The sequence below is a fragment of the Pseudomonas sp. GL-R-19 genome (genome assembly GCF_019956375.1).
Lineage (GTDB): Bacteria > Pseudomonadota > Gammaproteobacteria > Pseudomonadales > Pseudomonadaceae > Aquipseudomonas.
In genome coordinates this window covers 244,126-266,553 of sequence record NZ_JAHBDJ010000055.1, presented here as the reverse complement: position 1 = coordinate 266,553, position 22,428 = coordinate 244,126, and the positions used below count along the sequence as shown (strand labels likewise).

At 57.6% G+C, this 22,428-nt stretch carries 22 protein-coding genes, 1 tRNA gene and 2 pseudogenes; 14 read left to right on the top strand and 11 right to left on the bottom strand.

The features are described from left to right. Positions 1-64: 64 nt before the first annotated feature. Entirely contained in the window at positions 65-886 is an 822-nt protein-coding gene (locus KGA83_RS24530) for a c-type cytochrome (RefSeq protein ID WP_108218957.1), read from the bottom strand. A gap of 602 nt (positions 887-1,488) precedes the next feature. On the opposite strand from KGA83_RS24530, the gene KGA83_RS24525 reads away from it, so the two are divergent. The 3 genes from KGA83_RS24525 to KGA83_RS24515 all read left to right on the top strand — a co-directional run bounded on the left by KGA83_RS24525 (position 1,489) and on the right by KGA83_RS24515 (position 5,681). Continuing rightward, a complete protein-coding gene (locus tag KGA83_RS24525) occupies positions 1,489-2,694 on the top strand; it encodes an acetyl-CoA C-acetyltransferase (protein WP_108218956.1) in 1,206 nt (401 codons plus the stop codon). 24 nt (positions 2,695-2,718) lie between these two features. After that, complete coding sequence (locus KGA83_RS24520; RefSeq protein WP_223531097.1) at positions 2,719-4,863, top strand: 3-hydroxyacyl-CoA dehydrogenase NAD-binding domain-containing protein; 2,145 nt, start codon at positions 2,719-2,721, stop codon at positions 4,861-4,863. 95 nt (positions 4,864-4,958) lie between these two features. After that, positions 4,959-5,681, top strand: a complete 723-nt coding sequence (locus KGA83_RS24515) for an amidotransferase (RefSeq protein ID WP_108218954.1) — start codon at positions 4,959-4,961, stop codon at positions 5,679-5,681. 156 nt (positions 5,682-5,837) lie between these two features. On the opposite strand, the gene KGA83_RS24510 is transcribed toward KGA83_RS24515, so the two are convergent. The 3 genes from KGA83_RS24510 to KGA83_RS24500 form a co-directional block, all read right to left on the bottom strand. After that, on the bottom strand, positions 5,838-6,809 hold the full coding sequence (locus KGA83_RS24510; protein ID WP_108218952.1) for a magnesium and cobalt transport protein CorA: 972 nt from the start codon (positions 6,807-6,809) through the stop codon (positions 5,838-5,840). 163 nt (positions 6,810-6,972) lie between these two features. Next, the gene (locus KGA83_RS24505; RefSeq protein ID WP_108218951.1) at positions 6,973-7,695 is read right to left on the bottom strand and encodes a 1-acylglycerol-3-phosphate O-acyltransferase; all 723 of its coding nucleotides are present in this window, start codon (positions 7,693-7,695) and stop codon (positions 6,973-6,975) included. 228 nt (positions 7,696-7,923) lie between these two features. Continuing rightward, positions 7,924-8,613 (bottom strand): crotonase/enoyl-CoA hydratase family protein, encoded by a 690-nt coding sequence (locus tag KGA83_RS24500; protein WP_108218950.1) that lies wholly within the window; start codon positions 8,611-8,613, stop codon positions 7,924-7,926. A 308-nt stretch (positions 8,614-8,921) separates the two neighbouring features. On the opposite strand from KGA83_RS24500, the gene KGA83_RS24495 reads away from it, so the two are divergent. Next, positions 8,922-9,011: transfer RNA gene (locus KGA83_RS24495), tRNA-Ser, on the top strand. A gap of 309 nt (positions 9,012-9,320) precedes the next feature. Here KGA83_RS24495 and KGA83_RS24490 read toward each other — a convergent pair. The 4 genes from KGA83_RS24490 to phbB all read right to left on the bottom strand — a co-directional run bounded on the left by KGA83_RS24490 (position 9,321) and on the right by phbB (position 13,536). Then, positions 9,321-9,587: a hypothetical protein gene (locus KGA83_RS24490; RefSeq protein ID WP_223531096.1), complete on the bottom strand. Its 267-nt coding sequence runs from the start codon at positions 9,585-9,587 to the stop codon at positions 9,321-9,323. 82 nt (positions 9,588-9,669) lie between these two features. Then, a complete protein-coding gene (gene phaC / locus KGA83_RS24485; RefSeq protein ID WP_223531095.1) occupies positions 9,670-11,373 on the bottom strand; it encodes a class I poly(R)-hydroxyalkanoic acid synthase in 1,704 nt (567 codons plus the stop codon). Positions 11,374-11,545: 172 nt separating this feature from the next. Beyond that, positions 11,546-12,724, bottom strand: coding sequence for an acetyl-CoA C-acetyltransferase (locus KGA83_RS24480; protein WP_223531094.1), 1,179 nt, complete (start codon positions 12,722-12,724; stop codon positions 11,546-11,548). A 65-nt stretch (positions 12,725-12,789) separates the two neighbouring features. Continuing rightward, on the bottom strand, positions 12,790-13,536 hold the full coding sequence (gene phbB / locus KGA83_RS24475) for an acetoacetyl-CoA reductase (RefSeq protein WP_007988010.1): 747 nt from the start codon (positions 13,534-13,536) through the stop codon (positions 12,790-12,792). Between the two features lie 271 nt (positions 13,537-13,807). On the opposite strand from phbB, the gene KGA83_RS24470 reads away from it, so the two are divergent. Beyond that, positions 13,808-14,923: an AraC family transcriptional regulator gene (locus KGA83_RS24470; protein WP_223531093.1), complete on the top strand. Its 1,116-nt coding sequence runs from the start codon at positions 13,808-13,810 to the stop codon at positions 14,921-14,923. 14 nt (positions 14,924-14,937) lie between these two features. On the opposite strand, the gene KGA83_RS24465 is transcribed toward KGA83_RS24470, so the two are convergent. Further along, on the bottom strand, positions 14,938-17,376 hold the full coding sequence (locus KGA83_RS24465; protein WP_223531092.1) for a DUF3141 domain-containing protein: 2,439 nt from the start codon (positions 17,374-17,376) through the stop codon (positions 14,938-14,940). A 250-nt stretch (positions 17,377-17,626) separates the two neighbouring features. Here KGA83_RS24465 and phaP point away from each other — a divergent pair, with 250 nt between their 5' ends. Next, a complete protein-coding gene (gene phaP, locus KGA83_RS24460; protein WP_108218944.1) occupies positions 17,627-18,190 on the top strand; it encodes a TIGR01841 family phasin in 564 nt (187 codons plus the stop codon). A 35-nt stretch (positions 18,191-18,225) separates the two neighbouring features. On the opposite strand, the gene phaR is transcribed toward phaP, so the two are convergent. Together phaR and KGA83_RS24450 are read right to left on the bottom strand one after the other, a co-directional pair. Further along, the gene (gene phaR, locus KGA83_RS24455; protein ID WP_108218943.1) at positions 18,226-18,759 is read right to left on the bottom strand and encodes a polyhydroxyalkanoate synthesis repressor PhaR; all 534 of its coding nucleotides are present in this window, start codon (positions 18,757-18,759) and stop codon (positions 18,226-18,228) included. 53 nt (positions 18,760-18,812) lie between these two features. After that, positions 18,813-19,025, bottom strand: a pseudogene (locus KGA83_RS24450) (helix-turn-helix domain-containing protein); the annotation flags it as partial. Between the two features lie 321 nt (positions 19,026-19,346). Between KGA83_RS24450 and KGA83_RS24445 the strand changes: the two are divergent. The 8 genes and pseudogenes from KGA83_RS24445 to KGA83_RS24410 all read left to right on the top strand — a co-directional run bounded on the left by KGA83_RS24445 (position 19,347) and on the right by KGA83_RS24410 (position 22,412). Further along, on the top strand, positions 19,347-19,601 hold the full coding sequence (locus KGA83_RS24445) for a type II toxin-antitoxin system HicA family toxin (RefSeq protein ID WP_108218942.1): 255 nt from the start codon (positions 19,347-19,349) through the stop codon (positions 19,599-19,601). After that, a complete protein-coding gene (locus tag KGA83_RS24440) occupies positions 19,598-19,930 on the top strand; it encodes a type II toxin-antitoxin system HicB family antitoxin (protein ID WP_108218941.1) in 333 nt (110 codons plus the stop codon). Before KGA83_RS24445 ends, KGA83_RS24440 begins: the two co-directional genes overlap by 4 nt. Before the next feature lie 62 nt (positions 19,931-19,992). Continuing rightward, a pseudogene (locus tag KGA83_RS24435) lies at positions 19,993-20,139 on the top strand (6-aminohexanoate hydrolase); the annotation flags it as partial. Then, the gene (locus KGA83_RS24430) at positions 20,136-20,456 is read left to right on the top strand and encodes a YbjQ family protein (protein ID WP_108218940.1); all 321 of its coding nucleotides are present in this window, start codon (positions 20,136-20,138) and stop codon (positions 20,454-20,456) included. The pseudogene KGA83_RS24435 and the gene KGA83_RS24430, both read left to right, overlap by 4 nt. Before the next feature lie 147 nt (positions 20,457-20,603). After that, entirely contained in the window at positions 20,604-20,792 is a 189-nt protein-coding gene (locus KGA83_RS24425) for a hypothetical protein (RefSeq protein ID WP_108218939.1), read from the top strand. Between the two features lie 471 nt (positions 20,793-21,263). Beyond that, positions 21,264-21,632 (top strand): hypothetical protein, encoded by a 369-nt coding sequence (locus tag KGA83_RS24420; RefSeq protein ID WP_007988063.1) that lies wholly within the window; start codon positions 21,264-21,266, stop codon positions 21,630-21,632. A gap of 113 nt (positions 21,633-21,745) precedes the next feature. Continuing rightward, positions 21,746-22,213, top strand: a complete 468-nt coding sequence (locus tag KGA83_RS24415; protein ID WP_223531091.1) for a hypothetical protein — start codon at positions 21,746-21,748, stop codon at positions 22,211-22,213. Between the two features lie 16 nt (positions 22,214-22,229). Continuing rightward, positions 22,230-22,412: a hypothetical protein gene (locus KGA83_RS24410; protein WP_108218938.1), complete on the top strand. Its 183-nt coding sequence runs from the start codon at positions 22,230-22,232 to the stop codon at positions 22,410-22,412. The last annotated feature ends 16 nt before the right edge of the window (positions 22,413-22,428 follow it).

The following is a 22,428-nucleotide window of genomic DNA, read 5'->3' as shown; positions in this document are numbered from 1 at the left end:
CTTTTGATTTTGATATTAAAGATCAAAAGATCGCAGCCTGCGGCAGCTCCTACGGGGAGGTCTGTCAGGGTTGAACCTTGCGCCCCGCCATATGCTTCAAATACCCCACCAGCATCCCCAGATCCCCATCCGGCAGCACCTCGGCCGAGAACCCGGGCATCTTCGCCTGCGGCCATTGGCGCAAACTCTGTGGATCGCGAATGTAGCGCTTGAGGAAGTCCGCGCCGAAGTACTCGGTCGGGTTGTACGGAATATTCAGGTCCGGCCCGAATTGCGCGTCCCCGACGCCGTTGAGTCGATGGCAGGCCAGGCAATTTTTCTGGAATAACGCAAATCCCTTGTTCACCGGATCATCCGCCTTCAACGCCGGATCGGGCAGCAGGGCAGGAAAGCGCTCGGCTACGGGCGCCAGGCGTTTGATGCTTGCCACCTGGAACGGCCATTGTTCGGGGCTGATGTTGCCGGCCTGCGGATTGCTCCAGACCAGATAGAACGGCCCGGCGCCTGGCTTGCCTTCCGACAGCGGTGGCCAGGGTTTGGCCGGGTCTTCAATCGCCAGCCAAGCCTGTGCCCCCTGTGTATTGAGCAACGGCGCTGCGGCCATTTCGGCGGCAAAGCCATCCAGGGCCACGGCTTGCAGATGGTCCTCGGGCTTGATGCCGTTCAGCAGCGCGGACAACGGCACGGCGCGGTAACTCATGTCCCGCTTGTAGGAAACGTCGTTGCTGATGTTGATGGTTTGAGCCTGAGGATGCTTGAGCAATTGCTCTGTCTGCCAGGTGCGACTGTTCGCGCCCAGCTCCAGGTTCAGCTGTGCGGCATACAGGGGCGAGCCGAACAGCATGGCCCCGAGCAGAATGAGCATTTTCAAGTGATCGCCGTCCATGTCGTGCAAGTGCCGCAAAGATTGGCACAGCCACGCTGGCCCGGCTAGCGGGCCAGTCACATTTTGATAGTGGCAATTCAAAATCTGTGACGCCGTATCTTTTAGACGCGACTAGCCGATCACCTTGGTCAGGTTCGGCAATATCAACAACAGCGTGGTGGCGAAAAGGATGAGCCCGGCTTGACGTACTTTCGATTGTTTGAACATGGCTTGACCGCCTTTTTTGTTATTTCCTGATGCCTGCCTGCATATCTCCATGTTGGCAGCGCGTTGCACTTCCTGTAGTGACGAGCGTCTCGGCAAAACCCGACGACAACTTCGTACAACTTCACCTTAGAGCCCGCGCTGTGCTTGGTTTAGATCCATTTCATATGGAGTCGTTACGATTCTCTTTTAAAAAGATATGAGGCCTATTGCCAGCTTCTTTGGCGCCCGTTGGCTAGACAGCTTGGTGTCTTGAATCGGTTAATCCGGTAGCTGACTACCGTCCGTCTGAGCGTGAGCGTCAACGTCTGTGAGCGCTAAGGTCATTGAATCAATCGCGGCTCGGGCCAAGATGAGCGCTCGGTATTTACCCACCTGCACTGTGGTTCGAGGACGTCATGACCCAAGCATTGATTTTCGACGCGTTACGCACGCCCCGTGGCAAAGGCAAGGCCGACGGCGCCTTGCACAGTGTCAAACCGGTGAATCTGGTTGCCGGTTTGCTCACCGCACTGCAACAGCGCATGGCGCTGGACACCAGCCAGGTCGATGACGTGGTGCTCGGCTGCGTGACGCCGGTTGGCGATCAAGGCTCTGACATCGCCAAAACTGCTGCTCAGGTGGCCGATTGGGATGTCAGTGTGGCGGGGGTGCAGATCAACCGCTTCTGCGCTTCCGGGCTGGAGGCGGTCAACCTCGGCGCAATGAAAGTGCGCTCCGGCTTCGAAGACCTGGTGGTGGTCGGCGGTGTCGAGTCGATGTCCCGGGTGCCGATGGGCAGCGATGGCGGGGCCTGGGCGCTGGACCCGGCGACCAACCTGCACAGCCACTTCACGCCACAGGGTGTGGGCGCGGACCTGATCGCCACCCTTGAAGGCTTCAGCCGTCAGGATGTCGATGCCTATGCGCTGCATTCCCAGCAAAAGGCTGCGCGTGCGCGAGCCGACGGTTCGTTCAACAAATCGCTGGTGCCGGTGCAGGACCAGAACGGCATCATTCTGCTCGATCACGATGAGTTCATCCGCGCCGAATCGACCCTGGAAGGCCTGGGCAAGCTCAAGCCAAGTTTCGAGATGATGGGGCAGATGGGCTTCGATGCCACCGCACTGCGGGTCTACAGCCACGTCGAGCGGATCAATCATGTTCACACCCCCGGCAACAGTTCCGGGATTGTCGATGGCGCGGCGCTGATGCTCATCGGCTCCGAAGCCAAGGGTCGGGCGCTGGGCTTGCAGCCCCGGGGGCGGATTGTCGCCACTGCGGTCACCAGCACCGACCCGACCATCATGCTCACCGGCCCTGCGCCGGCGACCCGCAAGGCGCTGGCCAAGGCCGGGCTGCGGGTTGAAGACATCGATCTGTTCGAGGTCAACGAGGCGTTTGCTTCCGTGGTGTTGAAATTCATCAAGGACATGGCCGTCGACCCGGACAAGGTCAATGTCAACGGTGGTTCCATCGCCATGGGCCACCCGCTGGGTGCCACCGGCTGCGCCATTCTCGGCACGCTGCTCGATGAACTGGAAGCCCGACGCCTGCGTTATGGCCTCGCGACCCTGTGTGTCGGCGGCGGCATGGGTATTGCCACCATCATCGAACGCCTCTGAGCCCGGACTTCAAGGAACCCAGTTATGAGCGAAGCAATTCGTTACGAAAAAGGCCAGGACCAGATCGTGGTCCTGACCATCGACATACCGGGCCAGAGCGCCAACACCATGAACGCGGTGTACCGCGAGGCCATGACTGACTGCGTTGCGCGCCTGGTGGCCGACAAGGACAGCATCGCCGGTGTGATCATCACCTCGGCCAAGAAGACTTTCTTCGCTGGCGGCGACCTCAATGAACTGATCAAGGTCGGCAAGCCCGAAGCCAAAGCCTTCTACGACATGGTGCTGACCCTCAAGGGCCAGTTGCGCACCCTGGAAACCCTCGGCAAACCGGTGGTCGCGGCGATCAACGGCGCGGCACTCGGCGGCGGCTGGGAAATCTGTTTGGCCTGCCATCATCGCGTGGCGCTGGACAATCCATCGGTGCAACTCGGCCTGCCGGAAGTCACCCTCGGCCTGCTGCCGGGCGGCGGTGGCGTGGTGCGCATGGTGCGCATGCTCGGCCTGGAAAAGGCCCTGCCGTATCTGCTCGAAGGCAAGCGGGTGCGGCCGCAACAGGCATTGCAGGCAGGGTTGATCGACGAACTGGCGAGCGATCACGAGGACTTGCTGGTCAAGGCGAAGGCGTGGATTCTCGCTAACCCGACGGCGATACAACGCTGGGATGTGAAGGGCTACCAGATTCCGGGCGGTACACCGTCAAGCCCGAAAGTTGCCCAGATGCTGGCGATTGCACCCTCGATCCTGCGCAGTAAAACCCAGGGCACGATGCCCGCGCCGGAGAAAATCCTCTGTGCGGCGGTCGAGGGCGCCCAGGTGGATTTCGACACGGCGCACTTGATCGAAACCCGGTATTTCACCGAACTGACCACTGGCCAGGTCTCGAAAAACCTGATTGGCACGTTCTGGTTCCAGCTCAACGAAATCAATGCCGGAGGCTCGCGGCCTCAAGGTTTTGAACCGTATGTCACCCGCAAAGTCGGCGTGCTCGGCGCTGGGATGATGGGTGCGGGGATTGCGTTTGTCAGCGCATCGGCAGGTATCGAGGTGGTGCTCAAGGACATCAACCTCGCCGCGGCAGAGAGGGGCAAGGCGCATTCGGCGGCGCTGCTGGACAGGAAAGTCGCACGCGGACAAATGAGCATCGAGCAACGCGACACCGTTCTTTCACGCATTCAAACCAGCGAAAGCGATGCCGACCTGGCCGGTTGCGACCTGATCATCGAGGCCGTGTTCGAGGATCGAGATTTGAAGGCCAAGGTCTCGTTGGCGGCACAGAAAGTCGTCGGCGCGGACGCAGTGATCGCTTCCAACACCTCGACCTTGCCGATCAGCGGCCTGGCGTGCGCCGTGCCCGACCAGAGCAAGTTCATCGGCCTGCATTTTTTCAGCCCCGTGGAAAAAATGCAGCTGGTGGAAATCATCAAGGGCGCCAACACCAGCGACGAAACCCTGGCCCGCGGATTCGATTACGTCCTGCAAATCAGGAAAACCCCGATTGTGGTCAATGACAGCCGCGGTTTCTTCACCTCAAGGGTGTTCGGCACCTTCACCAACGAAGGCATCGCCATGCTGGGTGAAGGCATCAACGCGGCGATGATAGAGACTGAAGCGCGCAAAGCCGGCATGCCGGTAGGACCGCTTGCGATCTCTGACGAGGTTTCCCTCAGCCTGATGAGCCATATCCGCCTGCAAACCGCCAAGGACTTGCAAGCAGAAGGGAAACCGCTGATAGAACATCCAGCATTTTCTGTGATTGACGTGCTGCTCAATGAGTTCAAGCGTCCGGGCAAGGCTGCCGGTGGAGGTTTCTACGAGTATCCGGTGGGCGGCCAGAAACACTTGTGGCCGGAGTTGAAGACGCGCTTCGAGAAAACCGACGGACAGATTTCGCCGAAGGATGTGCGTGATCGCTTGCTGTTCGTGCAAGCCATCGAAACAGTGCGCTGCGTGGAGGAGGGCGTGTTGACCTCGACGGCGGATGCCAACGTTGGCTCGATCTTCGGTATCGGGTTCGCACCATGGACCGGTGGTGCGCTGCAGTTCATCAACCAGTACGGCGTGCACGACTTTGTCGCCCGTGCCCAGTACCTGACCAGGCAATATGGCGAGCGGTTCGCACCGCCTGCACTGCTGCTGGAAAAAGCGGCGAAAGGGGAGATCTTCTAAGGGCTCGATGACGCATTTCGGGGCTTGCCTTGTCACAGTGTTTCAAGGCAGGCTCTGGGGTGTGCATTATTCCCATCACGTGTCAGGTATTTTTTATGTCGTTACGCATCTGCATTCTGGAAACCGACCACCTGCGTCCGGAATTGGTTGACCAATATCAGGGCTACGGGCAGATGTTCAAACACCTGTTTTCGCAGCAACCGATTGCCGCCGAGTTCACGGTCTACAACGTGGTGCAGGGTGAATACCCAGGCGACGACCTGACATTCGACGCCTACCTGGTGACGGGCAGCAAGGCCGATTCATTCGGCACCGACCCGTGGATCGAAACCCTCAAGAAGTATCTGCTGACCCGCTACGAGCGCGGCGACAAATTGCTGGGCGTCTGCTTCGGTCATCAGTTGCTGGCGCTGCTGCTCGGTGGCAAGAGCGAGCGTGCGACCCAAGGCTGGGGCGTCGGCACGCACAACTACAAATTGGCCGCCAAGGCGCCATGGATGAGCCCGGTGCGCGAAGAACTGACGTTGCTGATCAGCCACCAGGATCAGGTCACGTCGCTGCCGGAAAACGCTACGGTCATCGCTTCCAGCGATTTCTGCCCGTATGCCGCTTACCACATCAACGATCAGGTGCTGTGCTTCCAGGGGCATCCGGAATTCATCCACGACTACTCCCGCGCCCTGTTGGAGATTCGCCAGCAGGCACTGGGTGAGCAGGTCTACTCCAAAGGTATCGCGAGCCTGGAACAGGAACACCACGGCGCCACGGTTGCCGAGTGGATGATGCGGTTTGTGGCGCACAAGCCGGCAGCTGATTGAAATTAAAAGCATCGCGAGCAGGCTCGCTCCCACATCGGATTTTCGGTGTCGCGCAGATCAATGTGGGAGCGAGCCTGCTCGCGAAAGTCGTGAACGATAGCGCGTTGAACCAGGTACACAGCGGCGCCCTTGGGTTTTTCGCGAGCGAGCTCGCTCCTACAACCACCCCGACTTCTTGAAACTCGCCCACAACCCCAGACAACCCACCGTAATAAACCCCAGCACTCCGAAATACCCGTAGTGCCAGCTCAACTCCGGTATGTTCTGGAAATTCATTCCATAAATCCCCGCCACCGCCGTCGGGAAGGCCAGGATCGCCGCCCAGGCCGCAAACTTGCGCTGCACCACACTCTGGCGAGAGGCCTCCAACAGCACCCCGACCTCAATCGTCTGGCTGGCAATATCCGCCAGGGTCGTCAGGTCTTCCATCTGCCGCGTGACATGGATCTGCACATCGCGAAAGTAAGGCCGCATGTTTTTATCGATAAACGGGAAGCTCAGCCTCTGCAATTCCTCCCCGATCTCAATCATCGGTGCCACATAACGACGCAAGCGCAAAACATCACGACGCAGGCCATGTAGTCTCTGGATGTCGTAGTCATTCAACGAGCCGCATAACACATTGCCCTCCAGCTCATCGATTTCCCCGTGAATGGCTTCGCCCATCGGCTGGTAGTTCTCGATCACGAAATCGAGGATGGCATAAAGTACGAAATCTTCCCCGTGCTCAAGCAACAGCGGACGCGCCTCACAGCGTTGTCGGACATGGGCGTAGGACGCCGAGTGGCCGTTGCGCGCCGTAATGATGTAGCCATTGCCGGCAAAGATATGTGTCTCGATGAACTCGAGTTTGCCTTCATGGCGGATGGGCGAATAGGTCACGATGAACAGCGCATCGCCGAAGGTTTCCAGCTTCGGCCGGCTGTGTTTTTCCAGGGCGTCTTCGATGGCCAGTTCGTGCAGGTTGAACTGGCGTTGCAGATTGTAGAGTTCCTCGGCGTTCGGCTCCTCGAGGCCGATCCAGACAAAGTGGCCTGGCTTTGCCGCCCAGGCTGCGCCTTCGTCGAGGGTGATATTGGTGACTCTCTTACCGGCGCTATAAACCGCTGAAGCAACAACTCTACCCATGATTGTGATTCACTTCTTTTGGCAGCTTTTAATTAGCAGCAAATGCAATGGCAGTGTTGATCAGCTTAGCCTTGTCAGTGTTTGAGAGTCAGTTAATTCTGCTGTGTTCGTCGGTAAAGACTTGCAGGCAAAAGAAAACCCGCACCAGGCGGGTTTTCTTTTTTCAGGCAGCTTGCAGTTGCCGGTCCATCGATTCGATGCATTCACGCATCTGTTCGCGGCACTGGGCAATCAGCAGGGGCATGTCGTCCAGGCTCAATCCGGCGGTGGGAATCGCCGGCAACGAACGAATCAGAATTTTCCCGCTGCGCCAACGGTTCAATCGCATGTGTTTGACGTAACTGCTGACACACACCGGCACGATCGGCACCCCGGCGGCAATGGCCATCTGGAAGGCGCCTTTCTTGAAGGGCAGCAAGTCCTCGCCCAGGTTGCGCGTGCCTTCCGGGAAAACCCAGATCGAGGTGTCTTTGTTTTGCAGGGTGTGGGTGGTGGTCAACATCGACTTGCGCGCCTTTTGTGCATTGCCGCGGTCGATCAGCACATTGCCGGCCAGCCAGAACAGTTGCCCGAACAGCGGTACCCATTTCAGGCTCTTTTTGCCGATGCACACGGTGCGGCGGGGCACCACGTTGCCAAACATAAACAGGTCGTAGTTGGACTGGTGATTGGCGATGATCACGCAACTGTCCGGTTTATCCATCAACGGCCCGACTTCGGCCTTCACCTGCAAACGCAAAATACACATGGCCGGCCATGCATACAGGCGTGCGCACAGACGGCTGTTGTCCGGGTTGAATGGCCGGCACAGGCCGAGAATCACACCCAGCACACCCGCCACGATAAAGTGCAGGGCCATCAATGACATACGGAACAAAAACAGCATTTACAGGCCCCACCGGGACAAAAGGTGGCGCAGTGTACGGATGTGCACTGTTTTCGGCAATTACTGCCAGGGAAGCGGAAGATAGCCGATGTTTGTGCTGATGTTTCCGACCAATCGGTCAGAAGCGATCCAGAGCGGTTACAGAGGTTTAACCGAGGCATGTATAAAGAGGCATGTATGAAAAAGCCCGACACGATGGTCAGGCTTTTCGTTGTAGCAGATCCGGGCTTAACCCAAATGTACCTGATCCTGGATGATTGCGTTGTCCAGGGCCTCCAGCAGCGCTTTGCGTACTTTCAATTTGGTGTTCTTGTGCGCGGTCATGTTGATCTTCTTCAACTGGCGAGCCGCCGCCAGTGCTGCGCCTTGCAGTTCTTCAGCCGAGACCACGACATCAAGGAAACCGGCAGCCACGGCGCCTTGTGGACTGAACATCTCGCCGTTGACCACCGAACGCTGCAGCGCCACTTTGTTCAGGCGGTCACGGGCGATCTCGATGCCCGCGTGGTGCATGGTCATGCCGATCTGCACTTCGTTCAGGCCGATGCTGAACGCACCGTCTACACCGATGCGATAGTCGGCCGACAACAGCAGAAACGCGCCCTTGGCCACCGCATGCCCCGGGCACGCAACGATCACCGGGAAGGGGTGCGACAGCAGGCGGCGGGCCAGTGTCGAGCCGGAGGTCACCAGCGCCACGGCTTCTTTAGGGCCGGCCGTCATCACCTTCAGGTCATAACCACCGGAGAGAATGCCCGGCTGGCCAGTAATGATCACCACCGCACGATCAGTCACTGCCTGATCCAGCGCAGCGTTGAACTCGGCAATCACATCCGGGGAAATGGCATTGACCTTGCCATTGCTCAAGGTCAGGGTCGCGATACCGTCTTCGAGATGGTAGGAAATCAACTCACTCATGACGCTATTCCTTTCAATAAAGTTGGGCAGACGTTACCCACCGCCGCAGGCCAGGTAAAGCGCCGTGACTGACCCGCCAGTCACCCTTTGCCTGCCCGCCAGGCGCAGCCCGCCGTGCCTGCCGCGCATTCCCCTCTATATAGAAGAGGGCACGAAGCCGGAGATTGGCCGGTTTGCCATGGCCACGAGCGACCGGAAACGCTGAATCGCGTTAACCGCATGAAAATTCTGAAAAAAATGTTTGCCATCGGAAAAGCTTTCGACTACATTAGCGCGCCTCGACAGACAGAACTTGTTTGAAGAGATACGGTGAAGTGTCCGAGTGGCTTAAGGAGCACGCCTGGAAAGTGTGTATACAGGAAACTGTATCGAGAGTTCGAATCTCTCCTTCACCGCCACATTTAAACGTTAGAACCCCGATTATTCGGGGCTTTTTCGTTCCTGCGGTTTTGAAAAATTCAGCCCATGCTTTGGCCCAGACCCTGGACGGCTCAGTGCTTTGCGACCAGAGGCTGATTTTTCGACAGTTTCCAAGCGGTGTACATCATTCGACGCACTGTATTTCAGTGATGATCCCCGCATCGCGTAAGCCCAAGGCATAGCCCTCTGCACGACTGGCTGATTCCAACACCAGGTGCGTGAGGCTGCCTTCGATGAACTTGAGATGGAGTATCAGGCGGATCACCGATAGCGATCCGCGAGAATGCTTACTCTGGCATTGTCCAGGATTGTAGTTTGTAGCCCTCCTGGCTTAACTCGGCGCGCACCTCTTCCAGCAGGCTTTCCAACTGCGCCGGGTCGGAATAGGCACTGCTTGGAACCTGTTTGCGACAAATGTGAGTGCTGGCCCGGTCGATGACGGTCAGGCTCAGTTCGCCATTACCGCCTTGCGCAGCCCAGGCGACGCATTGAAAAGGTTTGAATGCGTGCCCGGCAATCAAAAGTGCTTCGTTGATGCGCAACGCGGTGCTCATGGGGGGCTCTCTCCTTGTACCGAAACAAATGATCCGCAGTTGACCTGCTGCATGAAGTCATGCAGCAGGGAGTTTCAGTCTTTCATTGCTTTACATAACTGCCTGGCGCCGGCTCCAGAGGCGGGAATTTGTCATTCCCTATGTGCGCAACCGCTGGTTGGCGCTCGCCGGAGTGTCCCGCCAGCCAGTTGAACCAATCATTCCACCAGCTTCCGGGTTGCTGCTCGGCATTCTTGAACCAGGTTTCCGGGTTTTTCGTGACCCGATTATTGGTCCAGTAATGGCGCTTCTGCTTGGCCGGTGGATTGATGACGCCGGCGATATGCCCTGAAGCGCCTAATACGAAACGCTTGGTCCCGGAGAGCAGGTTGGTGCTGGCGTAGGCGCTTTTCCAGGGCACGATGTGATCGTCATGGGTGGCGAGGATGTAAGCGGGAGCGTCAATTGCACGCAAATCAAGCTTGACCCCACAGCACTCCAGCTCGCCTGATTTCAAATCGTTCTGCAGATAGGTGTGGCGCAGGTACCAGCAGTACATCGGCCCCGGAAGGTTGGTGCTGTCGTTGTTCCAGAACAGCAGATCAAGCGGGATCGGCTTCTGCCCCTTGAGGTATTTGTCGACGTTGTAGTTCCACCACAGCTCGTTGGGGCGCAGCAGGGAAAAGGTATTGCCCATGTCCTCACCACGAAACAGACCGATGGGACCCTTCATGCCGCCGATGGTGCGCTCTCGATAGGCCACCAGTTCTTCGTCGACGAATATGTCGATGGGGCCGGTATCCAGGTAGTCAAGGAACGTGGTGAACAGGCTCACGCTGGCGATCTCCCTGTCGCCGCGTGCAGCAAGTACTGCCAGCGCGGTGCTCAGCAGGGTGCCGCCGATGCAGAAGCCCACGCAATTGAGTCGCTGCTCGCCACTGATATCGCGGGCCACCTGCAAGGCGTCGATTACCCCGTGCTCAATCAGGTCATCCCAGGTAGTGCCAGCGTGTTCCTCGTCAAAGTTGCGCCAGGACATCAGGAATACGGGATGTCCCTGTTCCAGCAGGTGGCGGACCATCGAGTTGTCCGGGCGCAGATCAAGGATGTAGTACTTGTTGATCGAGGGAGGTACGACGAATACCGGGTGTCGGTACTGGGTTTCGCTTTGCGGGTAGTACTGAATCAGCTGGAATAGGTGATTCTCAAAGACGATCTCGCCGGGGGTGTTGGCCAGATCGACGCCTACCTTGAAGGCGCCGCTATCACACTGGCGCATTTTGCCTTCGTTCATGTCGCTGGCCAGATGCTGCATACCTGTGAGCAGGCTGGCACCTTGAGTCTCAACCACACGCTGGAGAGCATCGGGGTTACTGACCAGGAAATTGCTTGGCGCACTGGCGGCAATGGCTTGCTCCACCAGATAGCGCAGGCGTTGGCGCGGTTTTTTTTCGTCGATCAGCAGCTTGTCGAGCAGCTTCAGAAGAAAGCTGGAATTGAGCAGGTAAAACGCAGCGAGGGAGCCGAACAGTGGCTCGCTCCAGTTGCCGCTGGAGAAGCGTCGATCATCGAAGCTGAAGGGTTGGCCGGTCAGCAGTTTTTGGCCGAGTTGGACCCATTGAACCTGGTAGTCCGCTTGAAGGCTGTCCAGGGTTTCGCGAGGCAACTCGAACCAGGCGCCGTGCTCATGCCCGGAAAACCACGGATTAGTGCTGACCCATAGGCGTAATTGTTGCACTGCAAAGGAAGCGATGAACGGAACCTGGCCTGACCAATAGGTTTTGAATGTATGCGTGTTGTTGTCCATAAAGTTCCTTGCCCATACAGATGAGCCGGGCAGAAAAAAAGCCGCGCTTTGCCGGACTTCGGCGTAGCGACGGCAGGAATGCGGGCAGCGTTGTCTGGCGCCAACCTGACGCCAATCCGATGCGCGGAACAAGGGTCCCAAGTCCGCGCATGGGCTACCCGGATGCCGTTGGTTAGCGCTCGATAGCCAGGCCGACGCCTTGTCCGCCGCCGATGCACAAAGTGGCCAGCCCCTTCTTGCCGTCGCGACGGATCAGTTCGTGTACCAGCGACACCAGAATCCGTGCCCCCGACGCGCCGATCGGATGGCCAAGGGCGATTGCGCCGCCGTTGACGTTGACCTTGCTGGTGTCCCAACCCAACTCTTTACCAACCGCCAGCGACTGGGCGGCGAAGGCTTCATTGGCTTCAATCAGGTCCAGGTCCTCGACACTCCAGCCGGCCTTTTGCAGAGTCAGACGTGTAGCCGGGACTGGGCCGATACCCATGATCGACGGGTCCACGCCGGCGCTGGCATAGGCTTTGATTCGTGCCAGTACCGGAAGGCCCAGCGCTTGTGCTTTAGCGGCGCTGGCCAGCAACAGCACGGCCGCACCATCGTTGAGGGTCGAAGCGTTGCCGGCGGTCACGCTGCCGTCTTTCTGGAATGCCGGTTTGAGTTTCGCCAACGCTTGCGCAGTGCTGTCGATACGCGGCTGTTCGTCGGTGTCGAAGACCAGCGGTTCGCCCTTGCGCTGAGGAATCAGGATCGGGGTGATTTCGCTCTGGAAACGCCCGCCCTCAATGGCTGCGGCGGCCTTCTGTTGCGAGGCGGCAGAGAAGGCATCCTGTGCTTCACGAGAGATCTCGTACTTCTGTGCCAGATTCTCAGCGGTGATACCCATGTGGTAGTCGTTGAAGGCGTCCCACAGGCCATCCTGGATCATGCTGTCTTGCAGTTGCGCATGGCCCATACGCAAGCCGGTGCGTGCCTTGGGCAGAACATAGGGGGCCAGACTCATGTTTTCCTGACCGCCAGCGATGACCAGTTCCGCGTCGCCGCAACGGATTGCCTGGACGGCAAGATGGACCGCCTTGAGACCAGAGCCGCAAACCTTGTTCAAGGTCAGGGCAGGCGTGGTGTGTGGCAAGCCAGCCTTGATCGCGGTCTGGCGTGCCGGGTTTTGCCCAGCGCCGGCAGTGAGTACCTGGCCGAGGATCACTTCATCAATTTGAGCAGCATCGATACCCGTCTGCTCCAGCAAGCGGCGAATCACTGCGGCACCCAGTTCGGTCGCGGGAATTGCAGACAGAGCACCCTGGAAGCTGCCAATGGCGGTACGAGTAGCGGCAACGATTACGACTTCGTTCATGCGTGACCTCATCGAAAAGACAAAATTCGTCGAGCAAACCAGGGCATTCCTGCCCTGGTCGGGAGTTATTGCATGTTCATGCCGCCGTTTACCGAGAAATCGGCACCGGTGCTGTAGGCGGACTCATCGGAAGCCAGCCAGGCTACGATTGAGGCGATCTCTTCGGGTTGGCCAAGGCGACCAACCGGAGTGGCTGCGATCATGCCTTCCAGAATGTCCGGGCGTATTGCCGCGGTCATGGAGGTCTGGATGTAGCCTGGGGATACGGTATTGACGGTCACGCCCTTGCCGGAGACTTCCCGGGCCAGCGCCATGGTGAAACCATGGATGCCAGCCTTGGCGGCGGAGTAGTTGGTCTGGCCGAACTGGCCGCGCTGACCGTTGATCGAGGAGATATTGATGATCCGCCCCCAGCCTTTGGACAACATGCCTTCAATGACCTGCTTGGTGGTGTTGAACAAGCCCGTCAGGTTGGTCCCGATCACGCTGTTCCAGTCTTCCGGGGTGAGCTTGCGAAAAGACGCGTCGCGGGTGATGCCGGCGTTGTTGACCAGCACATCGATCGGGCCGAATTGTTCACGAGCCATCTCGAAAGCCTTGCGGGTTGACTCCCAATCGGTGACGTCGCCATAGATGAACTCGAACTCGTAACCCGCCTCCAGTTGGCTGGCGCGCCAGTCGTTCTTGCGGCTGGAATCAGAGCTGCAGCCGACGATTACCTTGAATCCTTCCTTGTATAGACGTTGGCTGATTGCCGTACCGATACCGCCCATACCACCCGTTACCAAAGCAATGCGACTACGCGATTCCATACATCTACTCCATTTTTTTGCGCTGCAGGAGAGAAGATTGTTCGATATCGACGGGCCGTGCGGAAGTGTTTGAAGGTGACGTTCTCCTGTCCATCGGTGCCACGCGGGTGTTTTGGCCTGCTGGCAAAAAAATGAGGAGAACCCATACTTGGATCAACTCTTAAAACTCAATGGATAGTTAATATTCCTGAAACACTGTTGAAATATGTTCAGTGCATGTCAGTATCGGCTCCGGACAGGACGTTCGGTTCCATCGGTCAATGAGGACGCCATGTATAGAATGAGTTCGGGTTATGCCAGCATGCTGGCGAATACATTTTTGGCCCAGGGACTGGATCTTGCCGGTCTGTGCCAGGAGGCGGGACTGGATGTCGGGTTCGTGAGTAGACCAGGAGCATTCTGCGAGCGAAGCATTATCTATCGTCTTTGGGACTTGGCTGCTCAGGCTTCGGATGATCTGAATATCGGTCTGAAAGCCTACGGGGAATTCCATCCCAGTAGTTTTCAGATCGTGGGCTACACGATGATGTCCAGTTCGAATCTGAAAAGAGCGCTTGAACGCCTGGTTCGTTTCAGCCCCTTGATTGGTACCGGATTCAGCCTTTTCCTTGTCAAGGAGCAGCAGCATTACCGATTGGCCAGTCTCGATCATCAGCAACATGGCTCGGTCAAACCCCGGCAATACACGGATGCAGCCTTGGCTTCGCTGCTGGGTTTCTGCCATTGGCTGGCAGGTGGCAAGTCACCGCAACCGTTGAGTGTGGAGTTCACTTATCCTGAACCTGAGGACACGTCGGAGCATCAGCGGCTTTTTGGCTGTCCGCTGAGTTTCGGGGCGGCATATGACAGCATCCTGTTCGATGGCCAGGAGCTTTTGAGTCCGTTGAGCATGGCCAACGAGGCGTTGGCCACACTCCATGACAGTTTTGCCGAGGCTCAATTGGACCTGTTGTCCGGTTACTCTATGGTTGGCAGGATTCGCGCGCTGATTACCGAGCGCTTGAGCCAGGGGCAAGGCCAAGGGCAATCTGATATGGAATCGATTGCGGCGGCACTGAATATCAGCAAGCGAACGCTTCAACGAGGCCTTGAGAAGGATGGTACGCAATTCAAGGACGTCCTGAACGATGTGCGCCGGCAGATGGCTGACTTCTATTTGCGCCATTCTCATTTCAACATGAAGCATGTGACCTGCCTGCTCGGCTTCCATGATCACAGCAGCTTCCATAAGGCATGCATCCGTTGGTTCGGTATGACGCCCGGCCAGTATCGAACCGACGAGTTGCCGCCTGTGGTCGAAAAAGTCGCGCGGGTCCGATCCATGAACCTCATCGGTCTGTCCAGAGATCATAAGGTCGCAGGCTTCGCCGAACGGATTCACCGCTAATCCCTTGTGAAGGGTCATTGAGGCTTGGGGCCTGTTGTGCCTTTGCGCGCTTTGCGCTTCGGGGCTTTAACTACGTTGGCAGGAGCGGGCGGTGGTGCGATCTGCGGCGACAGCGTTACTGCAAGTGTGGATGGCTCCGAAGGGGGCTCCTGCGCGATGACAACTGTTTCACCGGGTGGTTGGGTCAGGCTGAAGCCCGGCAGGGAAACTTCGAGCAGCGCGTGCAGTTCACGCCAGAATTCGCCTTCAGCTCCAACGGTCGCCAGCAGTTCAGGCATCAATTGCCCAACGGCTGTCAGGACCTGTTGGCGTTCCTTTGCCTCTGGTAGCAACAAAGGCAGGCTGCGCAAGCTTTCTTGCGGGTGGGCGAAAACCAGCAGGTTCTGCAATCGGATGGCTTCGCGCAGGGCAGTGGGCTCATTGCTGTAGTCCTGGACCAGCAGGTGCACCTGCTGGATCAGCTTCTCAATGCTTTCCTTGCCCGCCTTGTCGCTGTCGCGGCCCAGCAAAAACAGAATCCGCACCAATGCTTCCAGAGGGCCGCCATGAGGCAGCGCATCCTGCAGGCGTTCGATCAGGGCCTGGTCCAACTGGTGGGCATGTGCCTGGAGATTTCGCACAGGCTTGTTGCCGGTGAAGGCACTCAGCGCGCCGTAAATACCGTAAAAACACAGCTCCTGAGTGGCGTCACGCACATCGCGATAAGCATTCAGGGTGTCTTGCATCTGGTTGGAGAACAGCTCCTGCCAGGCCAGCAGAGGGTTGTCTTTGCGTGCGGGACGACGATCACTGCTCACTTGGGAGGCGGTCCCGGCTAACCACCACAGTGCCGGATTCAGGCTGCTCCATAGCACTTGCTGCTGATGGAAGGGGTGCGCCCTGCGCAACAGTTCGGCAATTGGCTCGTTGACGATCTGACGCAGCCACGGACGTATGAACCCGTCGTAAAACGCGCTGTTGATTTCAGAGGCGCGCTCCACCAGAGAGAATTCGCGATCGTCATCACGGGCCGGCTCGACGTCATCATGGATATCGGCGATTCGCCTTGATTCGAAACGCACTCGGTATTGCATGTCATCGCTGCCTGAGGAGGTTGGCAGATCGTCAATCAGCATTTCATACAGTCCCGCCGGCAGCGCCTTGATGGCTTCGACCGCGCCGAGCATCCCACGGTGTTCGCGCCGCGCCACCTTGCCGGAAACAAAAATGCCTAAATGGCCGATGCTGGCGTGCCGCAGGTAGACGATGGTACGTCCTGCGTCATGCAAAGCGAGATCGCTGGGATAGGCATCGGCGATCCAGTTCAATGCCTGCTGGGGAGGGGTGATGTTGTCTCCGTAGGAACAGAACACCACCACCGGTGCTTCGATACGTTTCAGGTCAATGCCGGTGCTCTTGCGGCCGAGACCGCCGGACAACTGGTTGCCGATGAAAAGGTCATCGACAATCATCTCGATCTCTTCGCCATTGAGCAGGGTCGGGCTGCCCCACCAGCGTTCGAAGTCGAGGAAGCGCGCAGCCTCGCTGTCGACCTGGCTGAACAACTGGTAGTACTTGCCCCAATAGGTGTTGGCCGGGTCCAGGTTTTCGAAATTGCTGACCAGCCAGGTACCGTCGAAACGGCCATTGCCCAGGTCGCTGCCCAGGCGAGCCATCCAGCCGCCACCCAGCAGGCCACCGGTATAGCGCATCGGATTGCGTCCATTGACACCGGCCCAGTATGACAAGGGGGCACCATTGATAATGATCAATCCCGGTAGTTCCGGCCGTGTTGCCGCCAGCCCCATCAAGGCCCAGCCGGCCTGGCAGTTACCGATGATGATCGGCTTGCTGTTGGCCGGGTGAAGGGCGCTGACGACTTCGATGAACCGGGCCTGGGCTTCGACGATATCGGCCAGGGTTTGCCCAGGCTGTGGCGAGTGACTGAAAGAGATGAAATAGGTGGGGTGGCCGGCTCTGAGGCTTTCACCTAATACCGAATCCTGTTTGAAACCGCCGATTCCGGAGCCGTGGCCGCCGCGTGGGTCAATGATGATCACCGGCTGGCCGTTGCTGTCGATTCTTTGCTCTGGTCCGGGGAGGATTTGCAGCAGCGAATAGTTGACCGGGCGCGGGAGATCGGAGCCGGCGATCAGGGTTTCATGATCGAACTTGAGCAGCAGTGGATACCCGGCGCGTTCATGGGCCTGCGTATTGTCGCCGCGCTGGCGCAGGGTGTCCCAGAACAGCAGGCTGCGTTGGCCAAGGTCGGTGACATATTCCTGCCATTCAGCGGGCGTAGGTTGTCTGAGTTGACCCCGCTTCAGAGGCGCGAGGGTTTTTTCCTGGCGCTGGCGCAAAGCATCAAGGACGTTCAGGGTATTGAGCTGCTGCAGATGACTCAGGTGTTCGAACAGGCCGCGTTGAGAGGAGGTTTTTTCATATTGCGGTGCAATAATATCTTCCTGGCCCATGGTGATCTCCTGACGTTATACATGCGAAGCAGCGGCCTGCGGCTCATTAAGGAAGAGACCTTGGCTGTCCGCTTGATGTCAGGAGTCTATAGCGAATATTGGCAGGAGAGGAAAATTTTTTGTGCACCGCACAAAAAAATGTTGCTAAACGGATTTGTGCGCTGCAATATTAAATCTAGCGCGATGACCGGCAGGATCGCAATCGCGTCCTCGGGCCCATGTAGGCCTTCCAGCATCAGGAGATTCAAGCATGTCTTTTTTTAACTCGGAAAAATTGCAAGACGCTCAGAAAGCCAACCTAGACCTCCTGCAGCAAATCAGCGGCAAAATCTTCTCCAGTGTTGAACAGTTCAGCCAATTGCAGTTCAAGACATTGCAGGCCGCCACCGAGGAGCAGTTCGACGGCTTTCGCAAGCTGCTGGCAGTCCGTGATCTACAAGGGCTCGCCGAGCTCCAGACTTCTTTCACCCAGCCAAATGTGCAAGTCGAACGCCTGGCTGAGTTCAATCGCCAAGTGCAAGCGTTGATTGTCGGCACTCACTCGGAAATCGCCAAACTGACCTCGCGTCAGGTCGAGGCGGGCACCCAGCAGGTGCAAGAGTTCGTTGAAGTGATCAGCAAGAATGCACCGGCTGGCTCCGAGCCTGTTGTGGCCGCGTTCAAGTCGTCGCTGGCGAATGCCGGTACCGTTTTTGAAAGCGCACAGAATGCCGTAAAACAGGCTGCTGACGTTGCCCAGAGCAGTTTTGACGCGGCGACCGCCGCAGCCGGCAAAACCGCTCCTGCTGCCAAGGCTACAAGCGGTAACAAGTAAGTCACATTAAAGCGGTTACACTGATGGCGATGGGTTTACTCCCCATCGCCATTTTTTTTCGGCCCGCTACCGGCACCTGGCTTGCCTGGTGGCGTGCCGCCGAACAGGCCGAAGAGGTTCTGAGTGTTCAGGTAGAGGGCTTTTGACTGGTCGACATACTGGCGCATCAAATCCTGCATGACCGGTGCTTGCTGGTGCATGAACTCGCTCCAGGCTTCAGATGACTGGGCACCGGTCTGGGACTGGATGTCGATGACCGTCTGGATGCTTTTATCCAGGTAGCTGCCGAGGACGCTCTGGTAGGGACCGTAGAACTGGATAATCCCCATGAGCATCTCGCTGGAGAATATCGGCTCACCGCCACTTTCGGCTTCCAGAATGACCTGCAGCAAAATACTTCGGGTCAGATCCTCGCCAGTCTTGGCGTCGACCACCTCGAACGGGATTTTATCGACGACCAATTGGCGTATATCCGCAAGGGTCAAATGACTGCTGGTGTGCGTGTCATACAGACGGCGATTCGGGTACTTCTTGATCAGACGGGTGGTGTTCCGACTGTTATCTGTCATGCGGGGCTACTCACAGCAAGCCTGATTTGCAGGCATCTTATCCTACTCTGACCACGGCCACTCCAATGCGTCGCCTCACGCGGCACGCGCTGGGTGGTCAGCGTAAGAACTTTCTTCATCTTTTGAGTGCTGAGCTTGCGAGGCTGGCCACTTCGAAGCAGGGTCGTTCAATCCCTCAAGACCCGCGTGCGGATAGCGCTTTCGCCATTTGAACACCACAGGTTCCGGGATCTGGGCTGATTGCTGATGTCTCTTGGCGTTAATCCAACACTCTGTGTACCTATTCCTACGTTGGCGAAGCAAAACTGAGCAAACAGGGCGCGCTTCTGTGATCGCCACATAGGTTAGCGTGGGGGGTGGGACCCGCTAAAAACGCAGCAAGCGTAACTCTCGGAAATTACCTACAACCCCGGCGAGAGTCCCCCCGATATCCTGCCTGCCGTGCAAAAAAAAGCTTCGACACGAAAACGCCGCTTTCCTGTTCTGGATAAGCGGCGTTTTTTTAAGCGCGCGTTAGAGGCTTCTCCCACGCATCAGCGATGTCATTCGCGATTGCTAAATCTCGTACGGTATCATGATATAATACCATGAATAATAAACAGCTCAGCACCCTCAAAGCCTTATTTTCAAGACTCACCCCGGCCACCATGGAGTGGTCCCGCATCGAATCCTTGTTCAGCGCTGCTGGGGCCAGAACTATCGAAGGCAATGGTTCACGAGTACGTTTTGAACTGAATGGAGTGGTCGCGACCTTCCACCGGCCGCACCCCGACAAAGAAGCCAAGCCCTATCAGGTGCGTGACGCCCGGGCTTTTCTTGAACAAGCAGGAGTTACCCCGTGAACGTAATGAACTACAACGGCTTCTCAGCCCGGATCGAGTACAGCGATGAAGACGGTCTGTTCGTCGGCCACATTGCGGGCATCAAGGATGTTGTCGGGTTTCACGGCGAGTCAGTCAAAGAACTTCGCACCGCATTCGAAGAGGCCGTCACCGATTATCTGGAGACTTGCGCCAAACTCGGCCGCACCCCACAGAAACCCTATTCAGGCCATCTCAGTCTGCGTCTGGCCCCAGCCCTTCACGCGACGGTTGCCGTGAAAGCTCAGCTAGCCCACAAAAGTATCAATCAGTGGGTCGCTGATGTTCTTGATCGCGAGGCCCATGCTTAAACAGTGAACAAGCCTGTCCGGCTGTAGACCGCTCAAACTCTTCGAACAGAATCGACATCATGCAGCGCATCTACCTCGACCCAAAGGCCGAGATGGTCATCGTCCGCTACGCATCCCATCCGGTGGCCAGCAACTCGGCCAACGATCCCGTCACGTTGCCGGCGTTTGATGCACTGGCTGAATTTCTGAACAGGAAGGAACACCCATGATCACCACCACAACCCACTCCATTGAAGGCCGACAAATTACCGCCTACCTGGACATCGTCAGCGCCGAGTCGGTGCAAGGGATCAACGTCGTCCGTGACGTGTTTGCCGGGATGCGCGACTTTTTCGGCGGACGTTCCCAGACACTGGAGCGGGCGTTGAAGGAGGCGCGCATTCAAGCCACCGATGAGATCAAGGAGCGGGCGCAGGCGCTTGAGGCGGACGCGGTGGTCGGGCTTGATTATGAGATCAGTATGCCGGCCGGCAAAGGCGGGATGGTCGTGGTGTTTGTGACCGGGACTGCGGTCAAGTTGAGGTGAAAGGTGAAAGGCCATTCGTCGGTCACGGGGAAATCCGAACGGCAGGTCCATAGGTGACCGGCTAGTCTCAAAAACCTTGGCGATCGATATTCTTTCAGGCAAAGGGCTTGCCGGTGTCGATCCCGTTTGTTGAAAAGGGGTGAAGAGATGGCTGATCCGTATATCGAGGACGATGGCGCAGAGTTTCCGATCAACAATTGCGTGCGGTGTGGCCAGACCCAATATGTGGCCAGCTTCGGCGAGGACCAGACTGAGGTCGACAAGATCAAGACCAGGGCGTGCCGGGTACTGAAGGGCAAATTCTTACCCAGGGTGACAGCACCGGTCAGGAAGTAATAGAACGTCAGGCAGACCCCGTCATAGAGCGTAATGCTGTTCACTTTGTAGGAGCGAGCTTGCTCGCGATGGACTCAAGAGCGCCGCGTTCAGTCAGTAAATACGCGTTATCGTTAACGACCATCGCGAGCAAGCTCGCTCCTACAAAGAATCACTTCGCTTAAGTGAACAGCATTACGTCAAAGAGCGGGGGTTTTTAATGTCTGAAAGGGTTTTATGACAATTTTTTCAAAGTGGTGATCTTTCACAAACTTTTCACAGCAGTCTGCGTAATCTCGACTCATCCGTTAGAAAGCAACACCTGGCCCGTTTCCCCAGCGGGCTTTTTTTTGTCCGTCATAAAACCTTTTCCTAAAGTGCTGTCCAACTGTCGCCAACCGCGAAGTTGGATCGGCGTGCTGGACTTTATCCGTGCAAAAGCATTCAATCTCGCCCCCATTTTTGTTTACCCCTATTTTCGAGGTTTTTGTCATGCGTTTAACACTGCCCGCTCTGGTTCTGGGGCTTCTGGTTGCTCAAGGTGCAATGGCTGGTGACGGCACTGCCGCGTTGGGCGGTGGCTTGGGCGGCGCATTGGGTAACGTGGTCGGCCAGAAGATGGGCGGCAGCACTGGCGCAGCGATTGGTGCAGGTGTCGCTGGCGCGGCGGGCAGCGCTGTTGCTGCCAAAAAAGGTCATCGCACCAGCGCTGCTATCGGTGGCGGTGTCGGCGCGGCCGGCGGTTCGGTGATCGGCAATAGCCTTGGCGGCAAGTCCGGTGCCACCATCGGTGCAGGCCTGGGCGGCGCATTGGGCGGCGGCGTAGGCAGCAATCTGGCCAATGGTCACAAGCGTCACTGATCCTGATCCAGATTTGAACAGAGCCCGGCTTGATGCCGGGCTTTTTCATTTATGAACGTTTCACGCAGCAGCCGCTCAAATCTCCCATACTCCTGAAGAATGCGAGGCGTGCCATGAACCCGAAAACCAACGGCAATAAAACTACAAGCCTGAGTGCTCGACGATTGATGTTGCCTGCGATTGTTTTTGGATGGCTGGTCTCTCAGGTGGCGCTGGCGGGAGGTAATGGAGATGCCGCCGTGGGCGGTGGTCTTGGTGGGGTGCTGGGCAATGTGGTCGGTGGCCAGTTGGGCGGCAGTACTGGTGCAGCGGTTGGTGCGGGTGTCGGCGGAGCGGCCGGCAGTGCCATTGCCGCGCCCAGGCACAGTCGCACCGAGGCGGCGGTAGGCGGTGGTTTGGGCGCGGCGGGTGGATCGGTGGTCGGCAACAGTCTTGGCGGTTCGACCGGATCGACCATCGGTGCAGGCCTGGGCGGTGCAGCCGGCGGTGCGGTCGGCAATGATCTGGGGAGTGACAGCGGTCACTCCCATTCCGGTAACGGTTATAAACACTCGAACAAACACCACAAAAAGCATCACTAGTTGAGCGAGGCATCCCATGACTGCGAAAAGCGAAGGCAAGGAAGAAAAGGGCCCGAGCGAACGGCCATCCATCAACGATCCCGGCAATGAAGATCCGGGATCGTTGATGGATGATGCGACGGTGCCGCTTAACGATGCTGATGATTTGGGCGATGTGGGGAATATTGAGTTGGAAGATGAGGAAGAGGACGAAGACTGATCGAGTCGTGTTGCCG